Genomic DNA, 20,578 nt, shown 5'->3' on the forward strand with positions numbered 1-20,578 from the left:
ACAAAATGTTAGCGGCTGTAGTTTATTCCTTTATTGTCTCCATATTTTTTATAAATATCATCCAATTCGTTGACTGTTGAGTTCATGAAGGTTTGGTCTCCTGTTATTTCAAAATCTAGTATATTCTTCAGCATATAATTTTCAACAAATTTTCCATTGGTAATGACATGTCCTGTTTCATCGTATTTTATAGTCAATTGAAGATTGTTCTCGTAAGATTCAAGTCGGGCAATTCCATCTAAATTCTTTTGGCATTTCTCTAACTCTTGGAAGAAATTAAAAATATTTCCGGTCGTTATCCAGAGCAATCCTTTCACATAGTAATTTGAACTTCTAATTTCAATTGTACTTTCAGTGTCATATCCACCAAAAACACTCGTTGTTTCAGGAAATCCTATAACTTTTGTCAAAATAATCCGGACAAATCCGTTTTCTCCTATGATTTCAAATTTCTCCATTTGGTTTTATTAAAATTACCGCCAACTTACGATATTGCATATGCGTTATATATCGTATATATGCATTGTTTTTCAATTGTCTGTCAGTCCAGGTTTACGGTGCAAAAACAAAACCAATGGACTTTTTCTTTTTGCAAGAGCGGACAGGCTCACATGCGGCGAAATTTCTGTCACCTCACACGATTTCTGTCTTGGTTTGATGCAGTTAGTTTTCATCCGTGAATTTTTGTTTATTAATTACCGGATGGAACTTGCATGACAAATTCTCATTCGTGTTTCTGCTTTAACGAATTATGCTCGTTTCATCTGTTCGGTCATTTCGCTTTCCCAATTTAACAAAAAACATCCGGAAACCGGTTTTTGACCTTCCTGAAAACGCTGTTTTTCTATTATCATAATTTTTGTTCGCTCAACAGATCCGGCCATTCATCAAAAAGTTTCGCACGTTCATCAAAAAAAATGGCATAGCCGGAAAGTTTAATCTATATTGATTATACGGTTTTTGGAGAAGGACAGATGTTAGCCGGAAGTTTGTGAAGAGTGACAGTGGGAGTGATGAACCGTTGTGCGTTCATTGAAAATGATACATCCCGGTCTGTCAACGGCACCCAATCGAATCAATCCGAACCATTCGGACTGTTTCGTTGGCACCGGACGAAGTGTTTCTGCCGGTATAAGTAACAACTCAGCATCCGATTTGGTACTTCTACAGATACAGGAACGAACTCAGCATCTGATTTGGTACTTCTACAGATATAGGGACCAACTCAGCATCTGATTTGGTACTTCTACAGATATAGGGACCAACTCAGCGTCTGATTTGCTACTTCTACAGATACAGGGACCAACTCAGCGTCTGATTTGCTACTTCTACAGATACAGGGACCAACTCAGCATCCGATTTGGTACTTCTACAGATACAGGGACCAACTCAGCGTCTGATTTGGTACTTCTACAGATACAGGGACCAACTCAGCATCCGATTTGGTACTTCCACAGATACAGGAACGAACTCGGCATCCGATTTGCTACTTCTACAGATACAGGAACGAACTCAGCATCTGATTCGGTACTTCTGCGGATACAGGAACCAACTCAGCGTCTGATTTGGTACTTCCACGGATACAGGGAGGAACTCAGCATCCGATTTATAGCTTCCGGGAACCGAGGTATGTTGTTGGCACCAGGCAGGGCATAACCGAACGAATCAAATCATATCAAATTTTATATACTAACCTTTTAAAATGTTTATCACATGAAAAAACTAGTTTATTCGATCCTTCCGGTCGACGGATATTACACATTCAGTCAGCGTTTTCTCGAATTATTGAAATCTGCCGTTTCGGAAACATTCGATTTGTCGGCGGTGATAGCCCCGCTCGAATCGGTATTTCTCCGGTTTGAAACGGCGTACAAAAGAGAGCGGAAAAGCGAATATACCGCTAAGCTGGCGGCGGCCGACGAGGCGCGCGACCGGGCGTACCTGGCGCTGCGTCATTACCTGGTGGCCTGCTCGTATGCCAGCGTTGAGGGATATAAGGCTGCTGCCGATACGCTGCTGAGCATTCTTAAACGGCTGGGCTGGTCGATGCAACTGGCCAGCTACCAGACCGAATCGTCGCGCCTGGGGAACCTGATAGCTGAGCTGGGACAGGAAGAAAACGCCGCGTTGCTGACCACGGTTCAGGGGACTGCCTGGCTGGAACGCCTGATGACAGCTGCCGATGCCTTCGAGGCTATTTTTCAGCAAAAACTGACCGCGGAAGCAGCCGATACAAACACCTCGGCCTACCGTTTGCGGAAAGTTTTGCAGGAGCAGATTGAAATGAGCCTGTCGTGGCTGGAAGTACAACAGAAGTTCAACCCGTCGGACAAGCTGACCACCCTCATCGGGCAGGTCGACGAATTAATTGCCCACACCATGACGACGGCCCGGGCCAATGCCACCCGGAAATCGGCGGAGGAAGAGGCTTTGGAAGAAGAATAACGCACTTATCCTGGTTGCTCATCATACGTTTTTGAGGTTATTAATTATTGGTTTAGCCGCCGGGCGATTGTCCGGCGGTTTTTTTTATGCCCGCACCCTGTCAGAGGCTGCAGATCCTGGCAGAGGTTTATTTGGGAGCTGATGCGTTGAATTGGTTTTATTGCCCCTCCCGGCCTCCCCTGGGGAGGAGAGCGGTCGCGAAGGACGGACGCACGGAACCAGGGGGCGGCGGTTCATTCAGCGTTTGCTTTTTATTGCAATGCTGGTTGAATTTTCGTTTTTGAATCAGGTAATTGAGATTTTGCAGTGACACCCTCGTTTTGTTGATAGGTTTTAACCCGCCCCTTCAGGGCGATGGTCAATGTACGGCACTTTTTTACCCCAAGCCTGTCCTGACGAACATCGGGGGCGTTGCCGTTGGGCTGAAATAAGCTGTTCCTTTGGAATGGAAGGAGGGCGATTTTGGAATTGAGTCCCCGCAATTTTGCAGTGCCGCTGGTCCTTCTCTATGTTAGAGAAGGGTTGGGATGAGTAGAAAATACTTCCCGGAATCATTTCGCGGTTGTGCTTTTATACTCTAAAAAGTAAGTGCATGTGTATGTTAAATAATCAATAGAATTTTATTCGAAAGAGGTATCCGGAACAATATCTTTTATCTTCGCATCGTTAAATAAAGGACAAATAGGTCCGAAATAGAATGCGCTATAACAACGCTCGCCTGCGCAAGCATTCGCGGAACGAAAAAAAGGTCTTGTGGAATGAATTGGCATGGAACGGCTGAAATACCGCTATGGGACCTGTAACAGAGTGTGTGAATTGATAATGACTAATCCAAAAAAATGCCTGGCATGGTGAACGAAACAGGTAGCTGCGGTTCTCAACAAGATTTGAATTGTATGAGCAGTGATTCTGTTTTACACGATTTTCCTCTTTCAGTTGGCAGTGCATTGTCCTGAAAGAATTTATCCAAACCATAATCAAAGACGATTCGACAATGAAAAAGATTCCAATCCTAAAACTGTTTTTTCTACTGATTGCCCTCTTCTTCCTGCAAAATGCTGGGGCACAAACCACGCTGTCATCCAGCCCAACACTTACTTTTTCGAGTACTGCTGGTCTCTCGGATTATATCGCTCAGGATGGCGATGGAGGTTCAACGCCTATCAGCGACATTGATATCCAGATTTTCAACATCTCGGATGTAAACGGGACGATGCAGTCCGCTTTAAGTTGGGAGAACAACAGCTGGCTTGCTAGTGCCAACTCATCGTTTTCAGCCTTGACGAACCCTAACAATAGCGGCTCGAAAGGGATGGATATCAAATCTGCAGACGGTAGTGAATTCCGTTTGATGAAGTTTGATTATTATAATTGGGGGGAAAGTAATCCATTTACCAATACCATTAAGGGATATCGAAATGGGAGTGAAGTCGCTTCTACCACCTTTCAGGGATTTGATGCTTCTTATAACCCAATCACCGTTACGTTGGGCTCAGCTTTCGAGAATGTCGATGAGGTGCGATTCTACATCAGTGCCGGAGGATATTTGGGCGACCAGTCTGCCACCAATCATAGCATCAACAATATCCAGGTGAGTAGTGCGGTTACTCCTTCACCCACTATTTCCAATGCCACCTACGATGCCTCTACCGGCATACTGGCAGTTACCGGGACCAATATGACGTCGGGGGATGTGATAGACCCGACCAAACTAACCCTCACCGGACAGGGCGGCGCAACCTATACCCTGACCGGTTCTGTTTCTGCGGTTACAGCTTCGGGCAGTACCAGCTTCTCGGTTGGATTGAATGCGAGCGATCAACTGGCCATCAACGGTATATTAAACAGGAACGGTACCTATTCGGTGGACAATACTACCTATAACCTGGCCGGTGCTTCCGGCTGGGACGCAACGGCTGCTTCACCGGCTGATGTTACCGGAAATGGCATTACCGTCAGCAATGTGATGTCGCCAACTATCACTTCGGCTACTTACAATGCCAGTACTCATGTGCTGGCGGTAGCCGGTACCAACCTGGTGAGGGTACCCGGTGCCGCGAACGATATTACGGTGAATAAACTGACGGTAATCGGAGAAAACAACGGAAATTATACGCTGACCAGCAGTGACGTGGAGATTACCGATGCCACTTCGTTTTCGGTTACGCTGAATGGCGCGGACCAGTCAGGCGTGGCCGGTCTACTGAATAACAACGGAACTTCGTCGCTTGACGGAACGAATTATGACCTGGCTGCTGCCGACGACTGGAACAGTAACGTTACGGGCGGTGATATTTCGGACCTGACCGGGAATCAGATTACGGTTTCCGGGGTGAATACAACGCCTGTTCTCTCGAACCTCGATGGAGACAGTAATGCCTGGGGAGGTGTTGGCAATACCGTGGCATTGGATGCTTTGGGCGATGCCACCGCCAGCGATGCCGAATTTGACGCACTGAATGGCGGAAACGGCGATTGGGCTGGGGGCAGCCTCTCTGTTCAACGTGCAGGAACTGCCATCAGCAGCGATGTTTTTGGCTTTGATACCTCCGGCGCTCTTTTCACCGTGAGTGGCAGTGACCTGCAATCGGGCGGACTAACGTTTGCCACCTTTACCAATACCGGCGGCGTACTGACCATCAGTTTCACGAGCAGCGGTACCTCCGCCACAACTGCTTTGGTGCAGGATGTCATCCGGCACACCGACTACCGGAACGATACGCCGGCAGGTGATGCTACCCTCCGGTTTAGCCTGAGCGATGGGAATACTTCTGCTACCGCTGATGTGACCGTGACCAGCAATACGATATATGTGACCAATTCGACGGATGCAACCAGCATCGATGTTTCCAATGGTGTTAGTTTGAGCGAAGCCGTTGCCATCGCTGCTGCCGATAATACCGGTAGCCAGACGATTGTTTTTGGTTCGTCGCTGGCATCACAGACGATAGCGCTGGCCGGGAACCTGTCCATTAACGAAAGTTTGACTGTGAATACCGGTAATGCCGGTGGCGTATCTATCAACAGCAATACCATTACGCTGGGCAGCGGCGATGTCCTCACCTGGAGTGGCAGCAGTAGCGCGACTGTTAACTCCACGCTGTCCGGCTCCGGGAACCTGAGTAAAACAGGGTCGGGTACCTTAACGTTAAGTTCCGGGAGCAATAACGCTGGTTGGTCCGGGGCGATATCAGTCACCGGGGGAACCCTTTCAGCCGGAGTCAGTGCGCCCGGTTCGCTGCCATCGGGCAATCTGACGCTCGATGGTGGTACCTTGCAGTGTACCGTTACAGGGACCGCCGGTACTACCCGGACCATCGCAAACAATGTTGTCCTGGGGGCCAATGGCGGTACCATGAGTATCGGCGGCGGGGGCGGTGCCAACATAACCGATTTTACCGGCGTGATTTCCGGTACCGGAAACCTGACCAAAACAGGGGCAGCTATCCTTCGGTTGAACGGTAGCAACACTTTTGCCGGCACTACAACGGTTTTTGCAGGAACATTGTCCGTCGCCGGCGACAGTAACCTGGGAACAGGAACACTCACACTGGATAACGCTTCCACGCTAGCGGTCACCGGGCCGACGACCATCGATAACAGCATCGCTTTAAACGGTACTTCTACCATCGATAACAGCGCAGCCGTTACGTTGTCCGGCATCATCACAGGTGCGAACAACCTCGTCAAATCCGGTCCGGGAACACTGACCCTCTCCGGTACGAATACGTATTCGGGTACTACTACTGTTGATGCGGGTACGCTCAGTGTGAGTAGTGACAGCAATCTCGGCAACGGTGCCCTGACGTTATCGTCAGGTACAAACCTGGCCCTTACGGGAGCTACCACGGTTGACAATGCAGTGGTCCTCAGCGGCAACGCTACGGTGAATACTTCGGCCAATGCTACCTTGTCGGGAGTGATTAGCGGTACCGGCAACCTGACGAAAACCGGAACCGGTACGCTCACCCTTAGCGGTAGCAATACCTATTCGGGTACGACCAGTACCTCCGCGGGAATACTTCAGGTTGCTTCCGACAGCAACCTTGGGACAGGTGCGGTTAACCTGGCGGGCAGCACCCTTGCTGTCAGTGGTGCGACAACGATTGATAATGCAGTTAACTTGTCCGGCAGTTCAACGGTTCGTGCTTCGGCTGATGCCACCCTGTCGGGAGTTGTCAGCGGAAGCGGAAGTCTGACCAAACAGGGCAGCGCTTCGCTGACGCTAAGCAACACCGACACCTATACCGGCAGCACGACAATTAGCGCCGGTACGCTGATGGTTACAGGCGCTTTGTCGGGCACCGCTTCGCTAACGGTAGGCAATACGGCCACGCTGGCCGGCGATGGCTCGGTTTTTGGCAGCGGAACTCCAACGCTGACAGTACAGAGCGGAGGTACCCTGGCTCCGGGAAACAGCGTAGGCACTCTGACGGTTAACGGTAACCTGAATGTGAGTTCCGGCGGTATGCTGGTAATAGATATTAACGGAAACACAGCTGGTACCGGCTACGACCAGGTAGCTGTATCCGGTACGGTAGATGTCACCGGCGCAACCATTTCTGTCGCGCACAATTATTCCGCCGGAAAAAGTGTTAGCTATACCATCATCAACAATGACGGTTCGGATGCCATAACCGGAACGTTTGCCAATCTGGCGGAAGGCGCCACTCTGACTTCCGGCGGTAATGGCACGGTGTTAAAAGCAAGCTATGTTGGCGGTGATGGTAACGACTTGACATTAACGACCCCGGCGAACGTTGCACCGGTGGTATCGAACCTGAATGGTGACAACGCCTCGTTTACCGAAAAAGGCAGTGCGGTTGCACTGGACACCGGTACGGCAGCGAATGTCAGTGATGCCGATAATACCAATTTCAGCGGAGGAAATGTGACCGTCTCCCTGGTGACTAACCGGGTGGCATCGGAAGATGTTCTGGCAATTGCCAATCAAGGCACCGGTGCAGGACAGATAGGAGTCTCCGGCAGTAGTGTGACCTACGGAGGAGCTACGATAGGTACTTTCACAGGAGGTAGCGGAACGAACGATTTGGTCATTTCGTTGAGTGCCAACGCTACTCCCACGGCCACTTCGGCCTTACTGCAGGCACTGACTTACAGCAACAGCAATACGACTACGCCTGACAATTCGACCCGTACAGCGCGGGTGACCGTGAATGACGGTGATGGCGGAACCAGTGGCAACGCCGATGTTAGCATTGGCATAACGGCCGTTAACGATGCACCGACCTCTTCGACAACCGGTGCTACGGCAAGCTTTACCGAAGGCGGTAGTGCGGTTGCATTGTTCTCGGGAACGACATCGTCGACGGTTGAGAGCGGCCAAAATATTACTGGCTTTGTAGTGGGGATGACCCACGCCGACGGCACGACAGACGAAACTCTGACCATCGACGGTACTTCCATTGTCGTTGTGGATGGTAATTCCGGGACCACCGGTGGAAATGGACTGAGCTATGTTGTTACGCAAGTGGGGGGCGCCGATCATCCGGCAACTGTAACACTTTCGGGCGGCAACTTGTCCACTGCTCAATTCGATGCGGTGATTGACGGAATCAAGTGGTTGAGTACAAGCAATGATCCAACGGCTTACGGGTACAACTATCGCAGCTTCTATGTGGGAAGCGTAAAAGACAATGGCGGTACGGCGAACGGTGGCAGCGACACGCAGTCCTCCAATACCGGGACGGCCTCAGTTACCATCACGGCAGTGAACAATGCACCTGTCGTTACGACTTCATCTACCGCACTTGATTTCACCGAAGGCGATGCCGCATCGGTCATCGATGCGGGAATTACGGTTTCGGATGTGGATAATGCCACGCTCGCATCGGCAACCGTTTCTGTCAGCGGAAACTTTGCATCCGATGAAGATGTATTGGCTTTTGCCAATGACGGCAGTACGATGGGGAATATTTCGGCGAGCTATAACAGTTCTACCGGAGTCCTGACGATGGCATCGTCCGGCTCTACCGCAACCCTTGCTCAATGGCAGACTGCCCTGAGAGCGGTGAGCTATGCAAATTCTTCGAACAATCCTTCCACATCGCCCCGGACAATCAGTTTTATCGTGAGCGATGGTACCGATGATAGTACACCGGTAACACAAACGGTTCATGTCACGGCGGTGAACGATCCGCCGGTTGTGTCGGGAACGTTTGCCGGTTCGGTGACCGAAGGAAACATCGGCGACAGCCCGGTAACAGCTACCGGAACGCTGTCCATTAGTGATGTGGATGCAGCAACCAGTCCTTCGTTTGCTGACGAAGCTTCTACGGTTGGAGATAATGGCTACGGTAGTTTTGTTCTTGCTTCCGGGAACTGGACCTATACGCTGGACGAAAGCAAGGTGCAGAGCCTGGCAGCCGGCGCTACGGTTACCGATACCCACACGTACACTGCCACCGACGGCACCACACAACAGATTACGATTACCATTACGGGTACGGATGACCCGCCGGTATTGGCGGGAACATTTACCGGCTCAGTGACCGAGGGAAACACCGGCGACAGCCCGGTAACGGCTACGGGAACGCTATCCATTAGTGATGTGGATGCAGCAACCAGTCCTTCGTTTGCTGACGAAGCTTCTACGGTTGGAGATAATGGCTACGGTAGTTTTGTTCTTGTTTCCGGAACCTGGACTTATACGTTAGACGAGAGTAAGGTGCAGAGCCTGGCAGCCGGCGCTACCGTCACCGATACACATACCTACACTGCCACTGACGGTACGACACAACAGATTACGATTACCATTACGGGTACGGATGACCCGCCGGTTGTGTCGGGAACGTTTGCCGGTTCGGTGACCGAAGGAAACATCGGCGACAGCCCGGTAACGGCTACCGGAACGCTATCCATTAGTGATGTGGATGCAGCAACCAGTCCTTCGTTTGCTGATGAAGCTTCTACGGTTGGAGATAATGGCTACGGCAGCTTTGTTCTTGCTTCCGGAACCTGGACCTATACGCTGGACGAAAGCAAGGTGCAGAGCCTGGCAGCCGGCGCTACCGTCACCGATAGGCACACCTATACCGCCACCGACGGTACGACACAGCAGATTACGATTACCATTACGGGTACGGATGACCCGCCGGTTGTGTCGGGAACGTTTGCCGGTTCGGTGACCGAAGGAAACATCGGCGACAGCCCGGTAACGGCTACCGGAACGCTATCCATTAGTGATGTGGATGCAGCAACCAGTCCTTCGTTTGCTGATGAAGCTTCTACGGTTGGAGATAATGGCTACGGCAGCTTTGTTCTTGCTTCCGGAACCTGGACCTATACGCTGGACGAAAGCAAGGTGCAGAGCCTGGCAGCCGGCGCTACCGTCACCGATAGGCACACCTATACCGCCACCGACGGTACGACACAGCAGATTACGATTACCATTACGGGTACGGATGACCCGCCGGTATTGGCGGGAACATTTACCGGCTCGGTGACTGAAGGAAACATCGGCGACAGCCCGGTAACGGCTACCGGAACGCTATCCATTAGTGATGTGGATGCAGCAACCAGTCCTTCGTTTGCTGACGAAGCTTCTACGGTTGGAGATAATGGCTACGGTAGTTTTGTTCTTGCTTCCGGAACCTGGACCTATACGCTGGACGAAAGCAAGGTGCAGAGCCTGGCAGCCGGCGCTACCGTCACCGATACCCACACGTTCACTGCCACCGACGGCACCACGCAACAGGTTACCATTACGATTACGGGAACGGATGACCCGCCGGCCATGGACCTGTTTCAGGAAGCTGAGGCACTGGCTGCAGATGGGACCTTTGACTTTGGAACTCAGACGGTGAATACCAGTACCGATACAACATTTACTATTGAAAACAACGGAATCGGGACTTTAACTCTGACCACTCCCATCTCGCTTTCCGGTGCTGATGCCAGCGATTTCGAAATCATTCAGCAGCCGGAGTCAATGGTTGCAGCTTCGTCGTCGACCACTTTTGTGGTGCGGTTTGCGCCCTCTTCTATTGGAACCAAAACTGCTGCGATAAGCATTGAGAATAACGATCCAAACAAAAATCCTTATGTGGTCAATTTGCAGGCGACAGTGGTTACAGCCACCGGCGTTGATGATCATTCGGTAGAAAAGCTGGTGAAGGTATATCCAACGGCCACTCACGATAAGGTTCATGTTCAGTTGGCGAACACCGAATTTGATGTGGCGTTGTACAGTCTTCAGGGAGTACAGTTGAAACAGTGGAATGGAGTCACTGACAATGTAACGTTGAATCTGGGGGCTTACCATCAGGGGATGTACATTTTGAGGATAAAAGCTGATCATAAGGTAGTGACCCGACGCGTCATCAGACGATAAGAATAAGAGGGTAAATATTATCTGGGGCCAGGGGAGGTAACTTCTCTGGCCTCTTTTCATCTGTGGTGATCAACCGAATTGTTAGGAATGGAAAGAGTGTAATGGGAGAATCAAACCAGAACTCCGTATGTTTGTTGAAGTCATATCATCCGGAAAGATTGAATCATGGAAGACAACGAGTATTTTGCCCATCTGTACGAAATTGCCAGGAACCTGAACAAGGAGTTCTCGTTGCATTCCGCTTTGCGAATAGCACTGGAAAAGACGGTGGAATTATTGCACCTCGAAACCGGCTGGATTTGGCTGGTACAGGAAGGTACGCACTCGGTGTACCTGGCGGCTTCGTATAACCTGCCGCCAGCACTCAGTCGTTATCCGGAGCGGCTTTCCGGCAACTGTTACTGCATCGATTCGTACCTGGCGGATGGCATTTCGGAAGCTCGCAACATCAGTGAGATTACCTGTACCCGTTTGAAGGATATCACAGCCGGTACACGCGGCTTGAAGTTCCATGCTACCATTCCGATTTCCATCGAAGGACAAAAGGTCGGACTGATTAACCTGGTGAGTAAGCAAACCCAGGAACTGGATGAAAAGAAACTGTCGGTTTTGAATACCATTGCGGAGCTGATTAGTATCGCGGTTCAGCGGACGCGCCGGCAGGAAGAGCAGCAGAACCGGCCGTCGGCAGTCATGGAAGTACTCAACCGGGTGATTGAACCGGGAATGGACGAGCTGGTACAATCTCTTCAGCAGACTAAAAGCGCAGATAAGAATGTGCAATCGTCATTGGAAAAAGCACAGGAATTGCACCGACAACTGCTTCTTATTCGCGAAGAGGTTGGCGAAGAAACCATTGAAAAGGTTGCTGACAATGCTTTCCATTATCCCACGTCGCCGTTAACCAACCGGGAACTGGAGGTATTGGTGCTGGTAAAAAAAGGAATGACCAACAAGCAAATTGCCGACCAGCTGTTTATTTCGGAACGCACCGTTAAATACCACATTTCATCGATTCTGTCCAAACTGTTTGCACAAACTCGTACAGAGGCAGTCGAGACAGCTATTCAGCGTGGATTACTCTGATTTGTAGTTTATAAGATAATGCAGCATGTCGGACACCTGTCCGATGGTACAGGTTCACTTCTGTCCTTTAGTCTGTTTCCGGGGTGCCCGGTTTGCTTCATCTTTGTCGTGTCGTTCATCATTGGTATCTGCGACACAACATCAATCAATAGAAATTCATTTTATAAAACAGACACAAAGATGAAAATAGCCATACTGTTGGGAGCTGTCCGTCCCGGACGCCAGTCACACAAAGCAGCATACTATCTGGACAAATTGTTAAAAGAAGAGGACATGGAAACGGATGTGATCGATTTGCTGAAAACCCCGCTTCCTGTTTTTGGCAGTCTCGATGACAGTCCGGCTGCCGGGAAGATCGTCGAAAGTATCCGCCTGCGACTGGAAGAGGCCGATGCCCTGATTTTTGTAACCCCCGAATACCAGGGAAGCTTCTCCGGCGCACTAAAGAATACGCTGGACTATTACTGGGCGGAGTTCAAACGGAAGCCCATTGGCGTGGTTTCTACATCGACCGGTAAGATGGGCGGAATTAATGCTTCGACCCAACTGCAGCACGTTATTCTGAGCCTGGGTGCTTTTCCCCTTCCGGGTAAATTATTAATTGCCGGAATCCATGAAGCATTCGATGATAATTATGAGCCGCAGAATGACTTGATTGTTGAACAGGTCAATCAATTTGTATCGGATTTCTTGTGGTTTGCCGAAGCACTTCATCAAAAGAAAACAGCAGAAGAAGTAGCTGTTCAATACATGAGAAACTGATGTGGAAAACCTGTGTATACACCCGTATAAGAAATACAATGTGGGTGAATGCAGGGTTTCTAAGTCAATGAAGAAATCTTTTCGACGATCGTCGACCTTTTTAAGTCCGGATAATAGTCCTGATTTTTTGGTATAAAAAGATACCCCTGATTCCAGGCAGGAACCAGGGGCAATCCAGGTACTTATTATTTCGGCTAAGAATAAACTATTCTGCTACCAGACCGCGGTTTTTCAGCATCGGTCCGATTTCCGGATCGCGGCCGCGGAATGCTTTGTACATCTTCTCGTAATCTTCGGTGTTACCACGAGACAAGATCATGTCGCGGAAACGCTGACCGTTGGCGCGGGTCAGACCACCATTTTCTTCAAACCATGCATAAGCATCGTCGTCCAGCATTTCGGTCCACAGGTATGCATAGTAGCCAGCTGCATAACCATTTCCCCAGATGTGGAGGAAGTAAGTGGAGCGGTAACGCGGCGGAACCTGCTCCAGGTTCAGGTGCGTTTTCTGCAGCGCATTGGTCTCAAACTGGTCTACATTCTTGATGGAATCGCCTGCCGGGATGGTGTGCCATTGCATATCCAGTTCGGCGGCAGCCAGCAATTCAGTCAGAGCGTAACCCTGGTTGAACGTAGCTGATTTCTTGATTTTGTCAACCAATTCTTTCGGCATCGGTTTGCCGGTTTTGTAATTCACCGCGTAGTGTTTAAACACTTTCGGGTACATCGCCCAGTGCTCGTTAAACTGAGATGGGAATTCCACAAAGTCGCGGGCAACTGCTGTTCCTGAAAGGCTGGGATACTCCTGATCGGCGAAGAAGCCGTGAAGGGCGTGACCGAACTCGTGGAACATAGTGGTTACGTCGTCGAAGCTCAGCAATGCTGGTTGTCCTTCAGCAGGTTTGGTGAAGTTGCAAACGTTGTAAATAACCGGCTTAGTACCTAACAATTTAGACTGTCCGATGATGTTATCCATCCAGGCACCGCCCGATTTGTTGTCGCGTTTGAAGTAGTCGCAATAGAACAAACCGATGGTGGTACTGTCTTTGTCAATCACGTCGAATACACGAACATCCTTCTGGTAAACCGGAATGTCATGACGCTCTTTGAAAGTCAGTCCGTACAGTTCGTGAGCGGCATAGAACACACCATTTTCCAGTACGTTGTTCAGCTCAAAATAGGGTTTGATCTGGTTTTCGTCGAGATCGTATTTGGCTTTCCGCACTTTTTCAGCATAGAAGTTCCAGTCCCATGGCTGCAGTTTGAAACCGCCTTTGTTTTTGTCGATGACTTTCTGGATTTCGGCTGCTTCACGTTCTGCTTTCGCGGTAGCGGCAGGAACCAGTTTGCCGAGGAATTTTTCTACTGCTTCGGGAGTTTTAGCCATCTGGTCCTGCAGTTTCCAGGCAGCAAAGTTTTTGTAACCGAGCAATTGGGCCTGGTCGGCACGGATTTCCGCTAAGCGGGAAATGATGGCGCGGGTATCGTTTTTATCGCCTTGCTCGGCACGGGTCCAGGAGTGCTCGAACAGTTCGTGACGAACCTTGCGGTTGGTCAACGACTGGAGATCCGGCTGCTGCGTGGTGTTCTGCAGCGGAATCAGGTATTTACCATCCTGCTTGTCGGCTTTGGCATCTTGTGCTGCCGTTTGAATTTCGGCGTTCGACAGTCCAGCCAGTTTTTCCTTGTTATCTACGACCAGGGCTCCGGCTTTGGCTGCAGCCAGAAGACGGTTGGTGAACTGGGCGCTAAGCGTTGCTTCCTCTTCGTTCAGTTTTTTCAATTTCGCCTTGTCGGCATCCGAAAGATTCGCTCCGGCCAGTTGGAACTGCTGATAATAATACTCTACCAGCTTTTTCGATTCCGGATCGAGATTCAATGTGTCACGCTCGTTGTAAATCGTTTTTACGCGCTTAAAGAGTTTGCTATTGAGGTAAATGGCATCGTGGTGAGCTGCCAGTTTTGGCGCCTCTTCTTCGCCAATTTTTTGAATGGTAGGATTGGTATTGGCACCTGCCAACAGGTTAAATACGCCATAAACGCGGTTCAATAGCTGACCGGTTTTTTCCATGGCTACCAGGGTGTTGTCAAACGTCGGAGCTTCCGGATTGTTGGCAATTTTCTCAATGGCAGCCAGTTGTTCTTTCATGCCTTCCTCCATGGCAGGCTGAAAATCGCTGTCTTTGATTTTGGTGAAATCCGGGGCGCCGTAGGGCAAGGTGCTGGGTTTCATAAAGGGGTTGTTCTTCAAATCGGTGGTTTTAGAATTGGCTGATTTGCCGTTGTTGCCATTGCTGCAGGAGGTTATCACAACCGCCAGCGCAATCAGCAAAAAAGAAAGATGTCGTTTCATGTGTTTGTCTTTTACTTTTTAAATTACCACATGGAATTCGCATGATTGGAAAATACTTATTTCTATTGGTATTTCGAAGAATCATGCTCATTTCATTCTGTCTGTTTTAAAATTTGAATGAATAAATGCGTCTGTATTGGCTCCCATCTAACGGGGAGTGTTAGAAAGAGTCGTTCTAAATAACCAACGAAAATAAAAAAATATGTTGGGAATATCCCTGATGAATGATGGGATGTGAATATGCTTCATGACATGATAACTAAAATCGGACCTTTATGTTTGATCTAAACGATTCACTTATTGTCAAATAAAGTATATTTGAAGACTTCTGTTAATTCATCGTATCAAAGACCTGTTATTGTTTTTTAATTTTGCAGAATGAGGAAGTTACTGTTGTTGCTTATTCTTTTCGCAGGAAGCTGGCAGATGACCATGGCCAGCGAGATTGATTCGTTGTTACATCAGCTGGATGTAACCATGAAGCAGCGAAAGCAATATGAACAAGTAAAGCTGCAAAAGATAAAGAGCATCAAAAGCTTACTCAATGATCCGGGATTGAGTTCGTCTCAACGGTATTACATTAATAACCGTATCCTTGATGAGTATATCCCGTTCAACTTCGATTCGGCCCTCCACTACATCGACCTGAATTTCCAGCTGGCCCGTGACCTGGATAATGAAACGATGCTGAATGAGACCCGCATTAACCTTTCGGGAATTCTGGCTTCATCGGGCAGGTACAAAGAGGCGCTGGATATTTTGCACGAAGTCGATCGGAAACACCTTTCGGAAAAACTATTACCGAATTACTACCACGATTTCATGCACGTGTATTCCGACCTGAACGTATATAACCAGGTGAAGGAAAATGCAGGTAAATACTACAAGTTGTATAAAGCCTACCGTGATTCGGTGGTGAAGCTGCTCGACCCAAACTCGGAAGCTTACCTGGCCATCGAGGAAAAACAGTACCGGGATGCCGGTGAATATGATTCGTGTCGCTGGGTGAACAGCAAGCGTTTGGCGATGACGCAGATGGGAACCCGGGAGTATTCGATGATTACGTTCGATCGTTCCTTGTCCTATCAGCTGCAAAACAATACAGAAAAACGCGAAAAATACCTGATTCTGTCGGCGATGTCCGATATCCGGGCGGCGGTGAAAGACAATGCATCGATGGCAGCGCTTTCGACAATCCTCTACCATCAAAATAAAATTGATCGGGCTTACGAGTACATCAAGTTCTCATTCGAAGATGCGGCTTATTTCAACTCGCGGCTTCGGTACATGCAGATATCGAACATTCTGCCCGTGGTGACAGCAGCTTATCAAAAGAAAAGCGATAAGCAAAAGGCACACCTGCGCAACCTGCTTATTATCATTAGTCTGCTGTCGGTTGTGTTGTTGCTCTCCATATTATTTATTTACAGTCAGGTGAAGAAATTGGCCCGTGCCCGGAAGGATTTGCAGGCCGTCAATCTGAAACTTCGTGATTTGAACGGCCATCTTTCCGAAGCGAATACTCAGCTGAATGAGTTGAACAGCCAACTTTCTGAATCGAATCATGTGAAGGAACAATACATCGGCAGCTTCTTCAGCATTTGCTCCGATTATATCGATAAGCTTGATGGCTTCCGCCGGAATGTGAACAAGCAAATTGCCGACCGGGAAGTGTCGGAACTGTTCGAGCGAACCAAATCGAAGCGTTTGATCGAAGACGAAATCCGGGAGTTTTACGATAATTTCGATCATACCTTCCTGCAGATTTATCCCACTTTCGTGGAAGAATTCAACGCCTTGTTGAAAGAGGATGAGCAAATTACCGTGAAGAAGGGCGAAATGCTAAATACCGAACTGCGCATTTTCGCTTTAATCCGGCTGGGAATCTCCGATAGTGCCGCCATCGCCAAGCTTTTACGCTATTCGGTAAACACCATTTATAATTACCGGGTGAAAGTGAAAAACAGGGCTGTCGTTCCCCGCGACGACTTCGAAGATTACGTGATGAAAATCGGAGAATTTTCAAGCGAATAGCAGACCGAAATTTCCCCCCTTTTTTACGTCTGAGAGGTAAATTTGTACTCATTTCGGGTTTAAACCATCCACTTTTTTTGAATCTCCGAAAAAATGCAAGTGCCATAAAATGAGACAATAATCATTTTAGATGTCCTACTTTTATCTATATTTTCCCTACCGTCATTCGTAATTCCTTCCCAATCTCATTCTATTTACCATCGCTTTAAAACCTGAAAATCGGGTGGAGCTTTTTGATATTCCGTCAGACAACCAATTGGGCACAATTGCTAACTTAAAATTACAATCGCTATGAAGAAGACGTTAAACACATCGGTGTGTGAAACCATCCTGTTTTGTCCTTTCGTTACGGGGCTAGCATAGGCCTACCAAAGAGGGATAAAAACTCCGATAAACTTTTCGAGTTGAATACAGCTATTCCGGCGGAAATCTGCAGCCGGTAACGAGAAAGAATTGCATCTGAATGTCAGGCTGCGTCTGGCAACGGGCGGGCGAAAGTTATGTGTTATAGCATAATGCGCGGATAGCCTGATAATGCAATGGAAGGTAAACAAATAATCCTATGAAAAAAGAAAAAACAATGACGTTCTTGAAAATTCGTCTCTGGCATAAATCTGTTTTATGCCTTCTGGCAGGATTGCTCCTGTCGGTAAGTTCGTATGCACAGCAACGAACGATTACAGGAACTGTGACGGACAAATCCGGGGAGCCCATTCCTTCGGTTACCGTTATGGTGAAAGGAACATCAACTGGTACTATCACCAATTTTGATGGACAGTATTCCCTTTCGGGAGATATTCCTGCTGATGGTGTGCTCACTTTCAGTTTTATTGGTATGAAGACCAAAGACGTGAGCATTGGCAATCGCGCAACCATTGATGTGACCATGGAAGAGAATGTAACGGGCCTCGATGAAGTGGTGGTGGTTGGTTATGGTACTCAGCAGAAAAAAGATGTAACCGGATCTGTTGCCATGGTCGATTCCAAACAGATGGACTCGCGACCCAATACGCAAATGGGGGCACTCATCGAAGGTAAAGCGGCCGGCGTACAGGTACTTTCCAGTTCTGGAAAACCTTCTCAGGGATTTAGTATTCGCATTCGCGGAACGAACTCCATTACTGCCGGAAGTGAGCCGCTTTACGTGGTCGACGGTGTACCGACAACCGATACCCGTTCCATAAATCCGGCTGACATTCAGAGTATTTCAATCCTGAAAGATGCTTCTTCGGCAGCTATTTATGGTGCTCAGGGAGCAAACGGTGTTGTGTTGATTACAACCTATAAAGGAACTACCGATCGCCCGACCGTGAAACTGGATGTGTACAATGGTTTCTCCCAGGTATGGAGAACCTTGCCGGTATTGAACGGTGAGCAATATCGCGACCTGATGACCGAAATGGGAAAAAACACCGACTGGTCGTTGTATACTCACAATACCGACTGGCAGAAAGAGATTTTCCAGAACGGACGTTCACAAAATTATCAGTTGTCCGTTTCCGGAAAAAGCAATAAAACTTCTTACTACATGTCAGGCGGCTGGGTTGAACAGGTTGGTGCTGTCCGCAGTGCGCAGATGAACCGCTACAACTTCAAAATCAACCTCGACCAGGAAGTGAATAAGTGGCTGACCGTGGGAACCCGCATGGCTTACTCGGTTTATTCGGATGTGGACGTGAATGATAACCAGGGTGTAGACAAAGGCGGTGTACTGCTTGGAGCGTTAACAACTCCCCCTGTTATTGGCATTTATAATCCGGATGGAACGTTTACCAGCAACCCATTCCAAAACTGGGAAAACCCGATTGCCAGCACCGATGGTTCGAATCGCAAATACAAGAGCCAGCGAATACTGGGGAATGTGTATGCTAAAATCGATTTCCTGAAAGATTTTAGTTTTAAAACGAATCTGGGTATCGATGATCGCAATGAAATTTACGATTATTTCCTCGATCCGTTCCTGACCAGCTACGGTCGTGCTTTGAACGGACAGGGAATTAACAATACCAACAAAACCAGCTACTACATTTGGGATAACACTTTGACTTTCAATAAAACGTTAGGCTCACACAAAATCGAAGCATTAGCCGGTAGTGTTATCCAGGAGTTTTACTGGGAAAACGCCCATATCGAAACCCGCAACTTTTCCGGCAACGGTGTTCAGACAACCAATGGTGGTTCTGAAATGATTGCGGCGTCTTCCGATAAGGCTAAAAAGCGGAATACTTCCTTTCTGGGACGTATCAACTACAGTTTCAAAGACAAGTATCTGCTGACCGTTAACTTCCGTGCCGATGCTTCCAGTGTTTTCGGTCCGGACAACCGTTGGGGATATTTCCCATCATCATCCATCGGATGGCGTATTTCGCAGGAACCGTTCATGCAGGACCTGAGTTTCCTCGACGACCTGAAATTACGTGCCGGTTGGGGTGTTGTTGGTAACGACCAGATTACAAACTATGCCTGGTTTGGACGCGTAGGAAGTGGAGCTAATTATCCGATTGGTGGTTCTACACTGCCAGGAACATATCCTTCTTCGGTAGAAAACCGGAACTTGAAATGGGAGCAGTCGGAACAGACCAACGTAGGTCTTGATTTGTCTGTTTTTCGCGGACGCATCCGGTTTTCAGCTGATGCTTATATCCGGAACACCAGCGACCTGTTGTTGAATGCACCGCTGCCCCGCAGTACCGGGTTCGATTCAGCTATCCAGAACGTAGGCAAACTGCAGAACAAAGGCCTGGAATTCAATTTGACTACGGTCAACGTGAAGAAAGCCATCAACTGGTCAACGAATTTCAATATCTCCTTCAACCGGAACAAAGTCGTTGATTTGGTTGGACAAGAGATCTTTGCCGGAGGTATTACGAACCGTGGCGATGCCAGCCTGGTGAAAGAAGGCCTGCCGCTCGGAACACTCTTCGGCTATGTTTGGGGTGGTGTTGACCCGCAGACCGGTAATGCTTATTACATCGCTAAAGATGGCTCCAGTACTTTCACGCCTTCGGCTGACGATCGCGTAGTGATTGGTGACGCCAACCCGAAATTCATTTACGGTATGACCAACAACGTCAGCTATAAATCACTGTCTTTGTCCGTATTCCTGCAAGGTTCGCAAGGAAACGATATGTTGAATGCTTCCCGCATGGAGATTGAAGGCATGACCGGCCCGCAGAACCAGTCGACGGCTGTACTGCGCCGCTGGAGACAACCCGGTGACCAGACTGATATTCCGAAAGCCAGCTGGGGGAGCTATGATAACTCACGTATTTCCAGCCGTTTTATCGAAGATGGTTCTTACCTCCGTTTGAAAACAGTTACCCTGAGCTACCAACTGCCGAAAGCATGGACGGACAAAGTGAAGATGCAGAACGTGAAGGTGTATGCCACCGGCGAAAACCTCTGGACATTGACTGACTACTCTGGATTTGACCCGGAGGTGAACGCCTTCGGAACTTCCAATACGGCAAAAGGCATCGATTATGGTACGTATCCACAGACCCGGAACATCATCTTTGGTTTAAATATAACTTTCTAAAAAAGAT

General features: G+C 48.6%; 8 protein-coding genes. 6 read left to right on the forward strand and 2 right to left on the reverse strand.

Features of this window, described 5'->3' with window-relative positions; all coding sequences use genetic code 11:
• Nucleotides 1-8 precede the first annotated feature (8 nt).
• A complete protein-coding gene (locus tag GJU87_RS02055) occupies nt 9-458 on the reverse strand; it encodes a hypothetical protein (RefSeq protein ID WP_153637989.1) in 450 nt (149 codons plus the stop codon).
• A gap of 1,255 nt (nt 459-1,713) precedes the next feature.
• On the opposite strand from GJU87_RS02055, the gene GJU87_RS02060 reads away from it, so the two are divergent.
• From GJU87_RS02060 to GJU87_RS02075, 4 genes are all read left to right on the forward strand, one after another.
• Nucleotides 1,714-2,445 (forward strand): DUF6261 family protein, encoded by a 732-nt coding sequence (locus GJU87_RS02060; RefSeq protein WP_153637990.1) that lies wholly within the window; start codon nt 1,714-1,716, stop codon nt 2,443-2,445.
• A 994-nt stretch (nt 2,446-3,439) separates the two neighbouring features.
• Nucleotides 3,440-10,798 (forward strand): S-layer family protein, encoded by a 7,359-nt coding sequence (locus GJU87_RS02065; RefSeq protein WP_153637991.1) that lies wholly within the window; start codon nt 3,440-3,442, stop codon nt 10,796-10,798.
• Between the two features lie 165 nt (nt 10,799-10,963).
• Complete coding sequence (locus tag GJU87_RS02070) at nt 10,964-11,884, forward strand: LuxR C-terminal-related transcriptional regulator (protein WP_153637992.1); 921 nt, start codon at nt 10,964-10,966, stop codon at nt 11,882-11,884.
• Between the two features lie 180 nt (nt 11,885-12,064).
• The gene (locus tag GJU87_RS02075) at nt 12,065-12,646 is read left to right on the forward strand and encodes an NADPH-dependent FMN reductase (RefSeq protein WP_153637993.1); all 582 of its coding nucleotides are present in this window, start codon (nt 12,065-12,067) and stop codon (nt 12,644-12,646) included.
• A 205-nt stretch (nt 12,647-12,851) separates the two neighbouring features.
• Here GJU87_RS02075 and dcp read toward each other — a convergent pair whose 3' ends face one another.
• A complete protein-coding gene (gene dcp / locus GJU87_RS02080; RefSeq protein ID WP_153637994.1) occupies nt 12,852-14,999 on the reverse strand; it encodes a peptidyl-dipeptidase Dcp in 2,148 nt (715 codons plus the stop codon).
• A gap of 378 nt (nt 15,000-15,377) precedes the next feature.
• Here dcp and GJU87_RS02085 point away from each other — a divergent pair, with 378 nt between their 5' ends.
• Entirely contained in the window at nt 15,378-17,033 is a 1,656-nt protein-coding gene (locus tag GJU87_RS02085; protein WP_153637995.1) for a DUF6377 domain-containing protein, read from the forward strand.
• Nucleotides 17,034-17,595: 562 nt separating this feature from the next.
• Nucleotides 17,596-20,571, forward strand: a complete 2,976-nt coding sequence (locus GJU87_RS02090; RefSeq protein ID WP_228491821.1) for a TonB-dependent receptor — start codon at nt 17,596-17,598, stop codon at nt 20,569-20,571.
• The last annotated feature ends 7 nt before the right edge of the window (nt 20,572-20,578 follow it).

It is taken from the genome of Prolixibacter sp. NT017, from assembly GCF_009617875.1.
Taxonomy (GTDB): Bacteria; Bacteroidota; Bacteroidia; order Bacteroidales; family Prolixibacteraceae; genus Prolixibacter.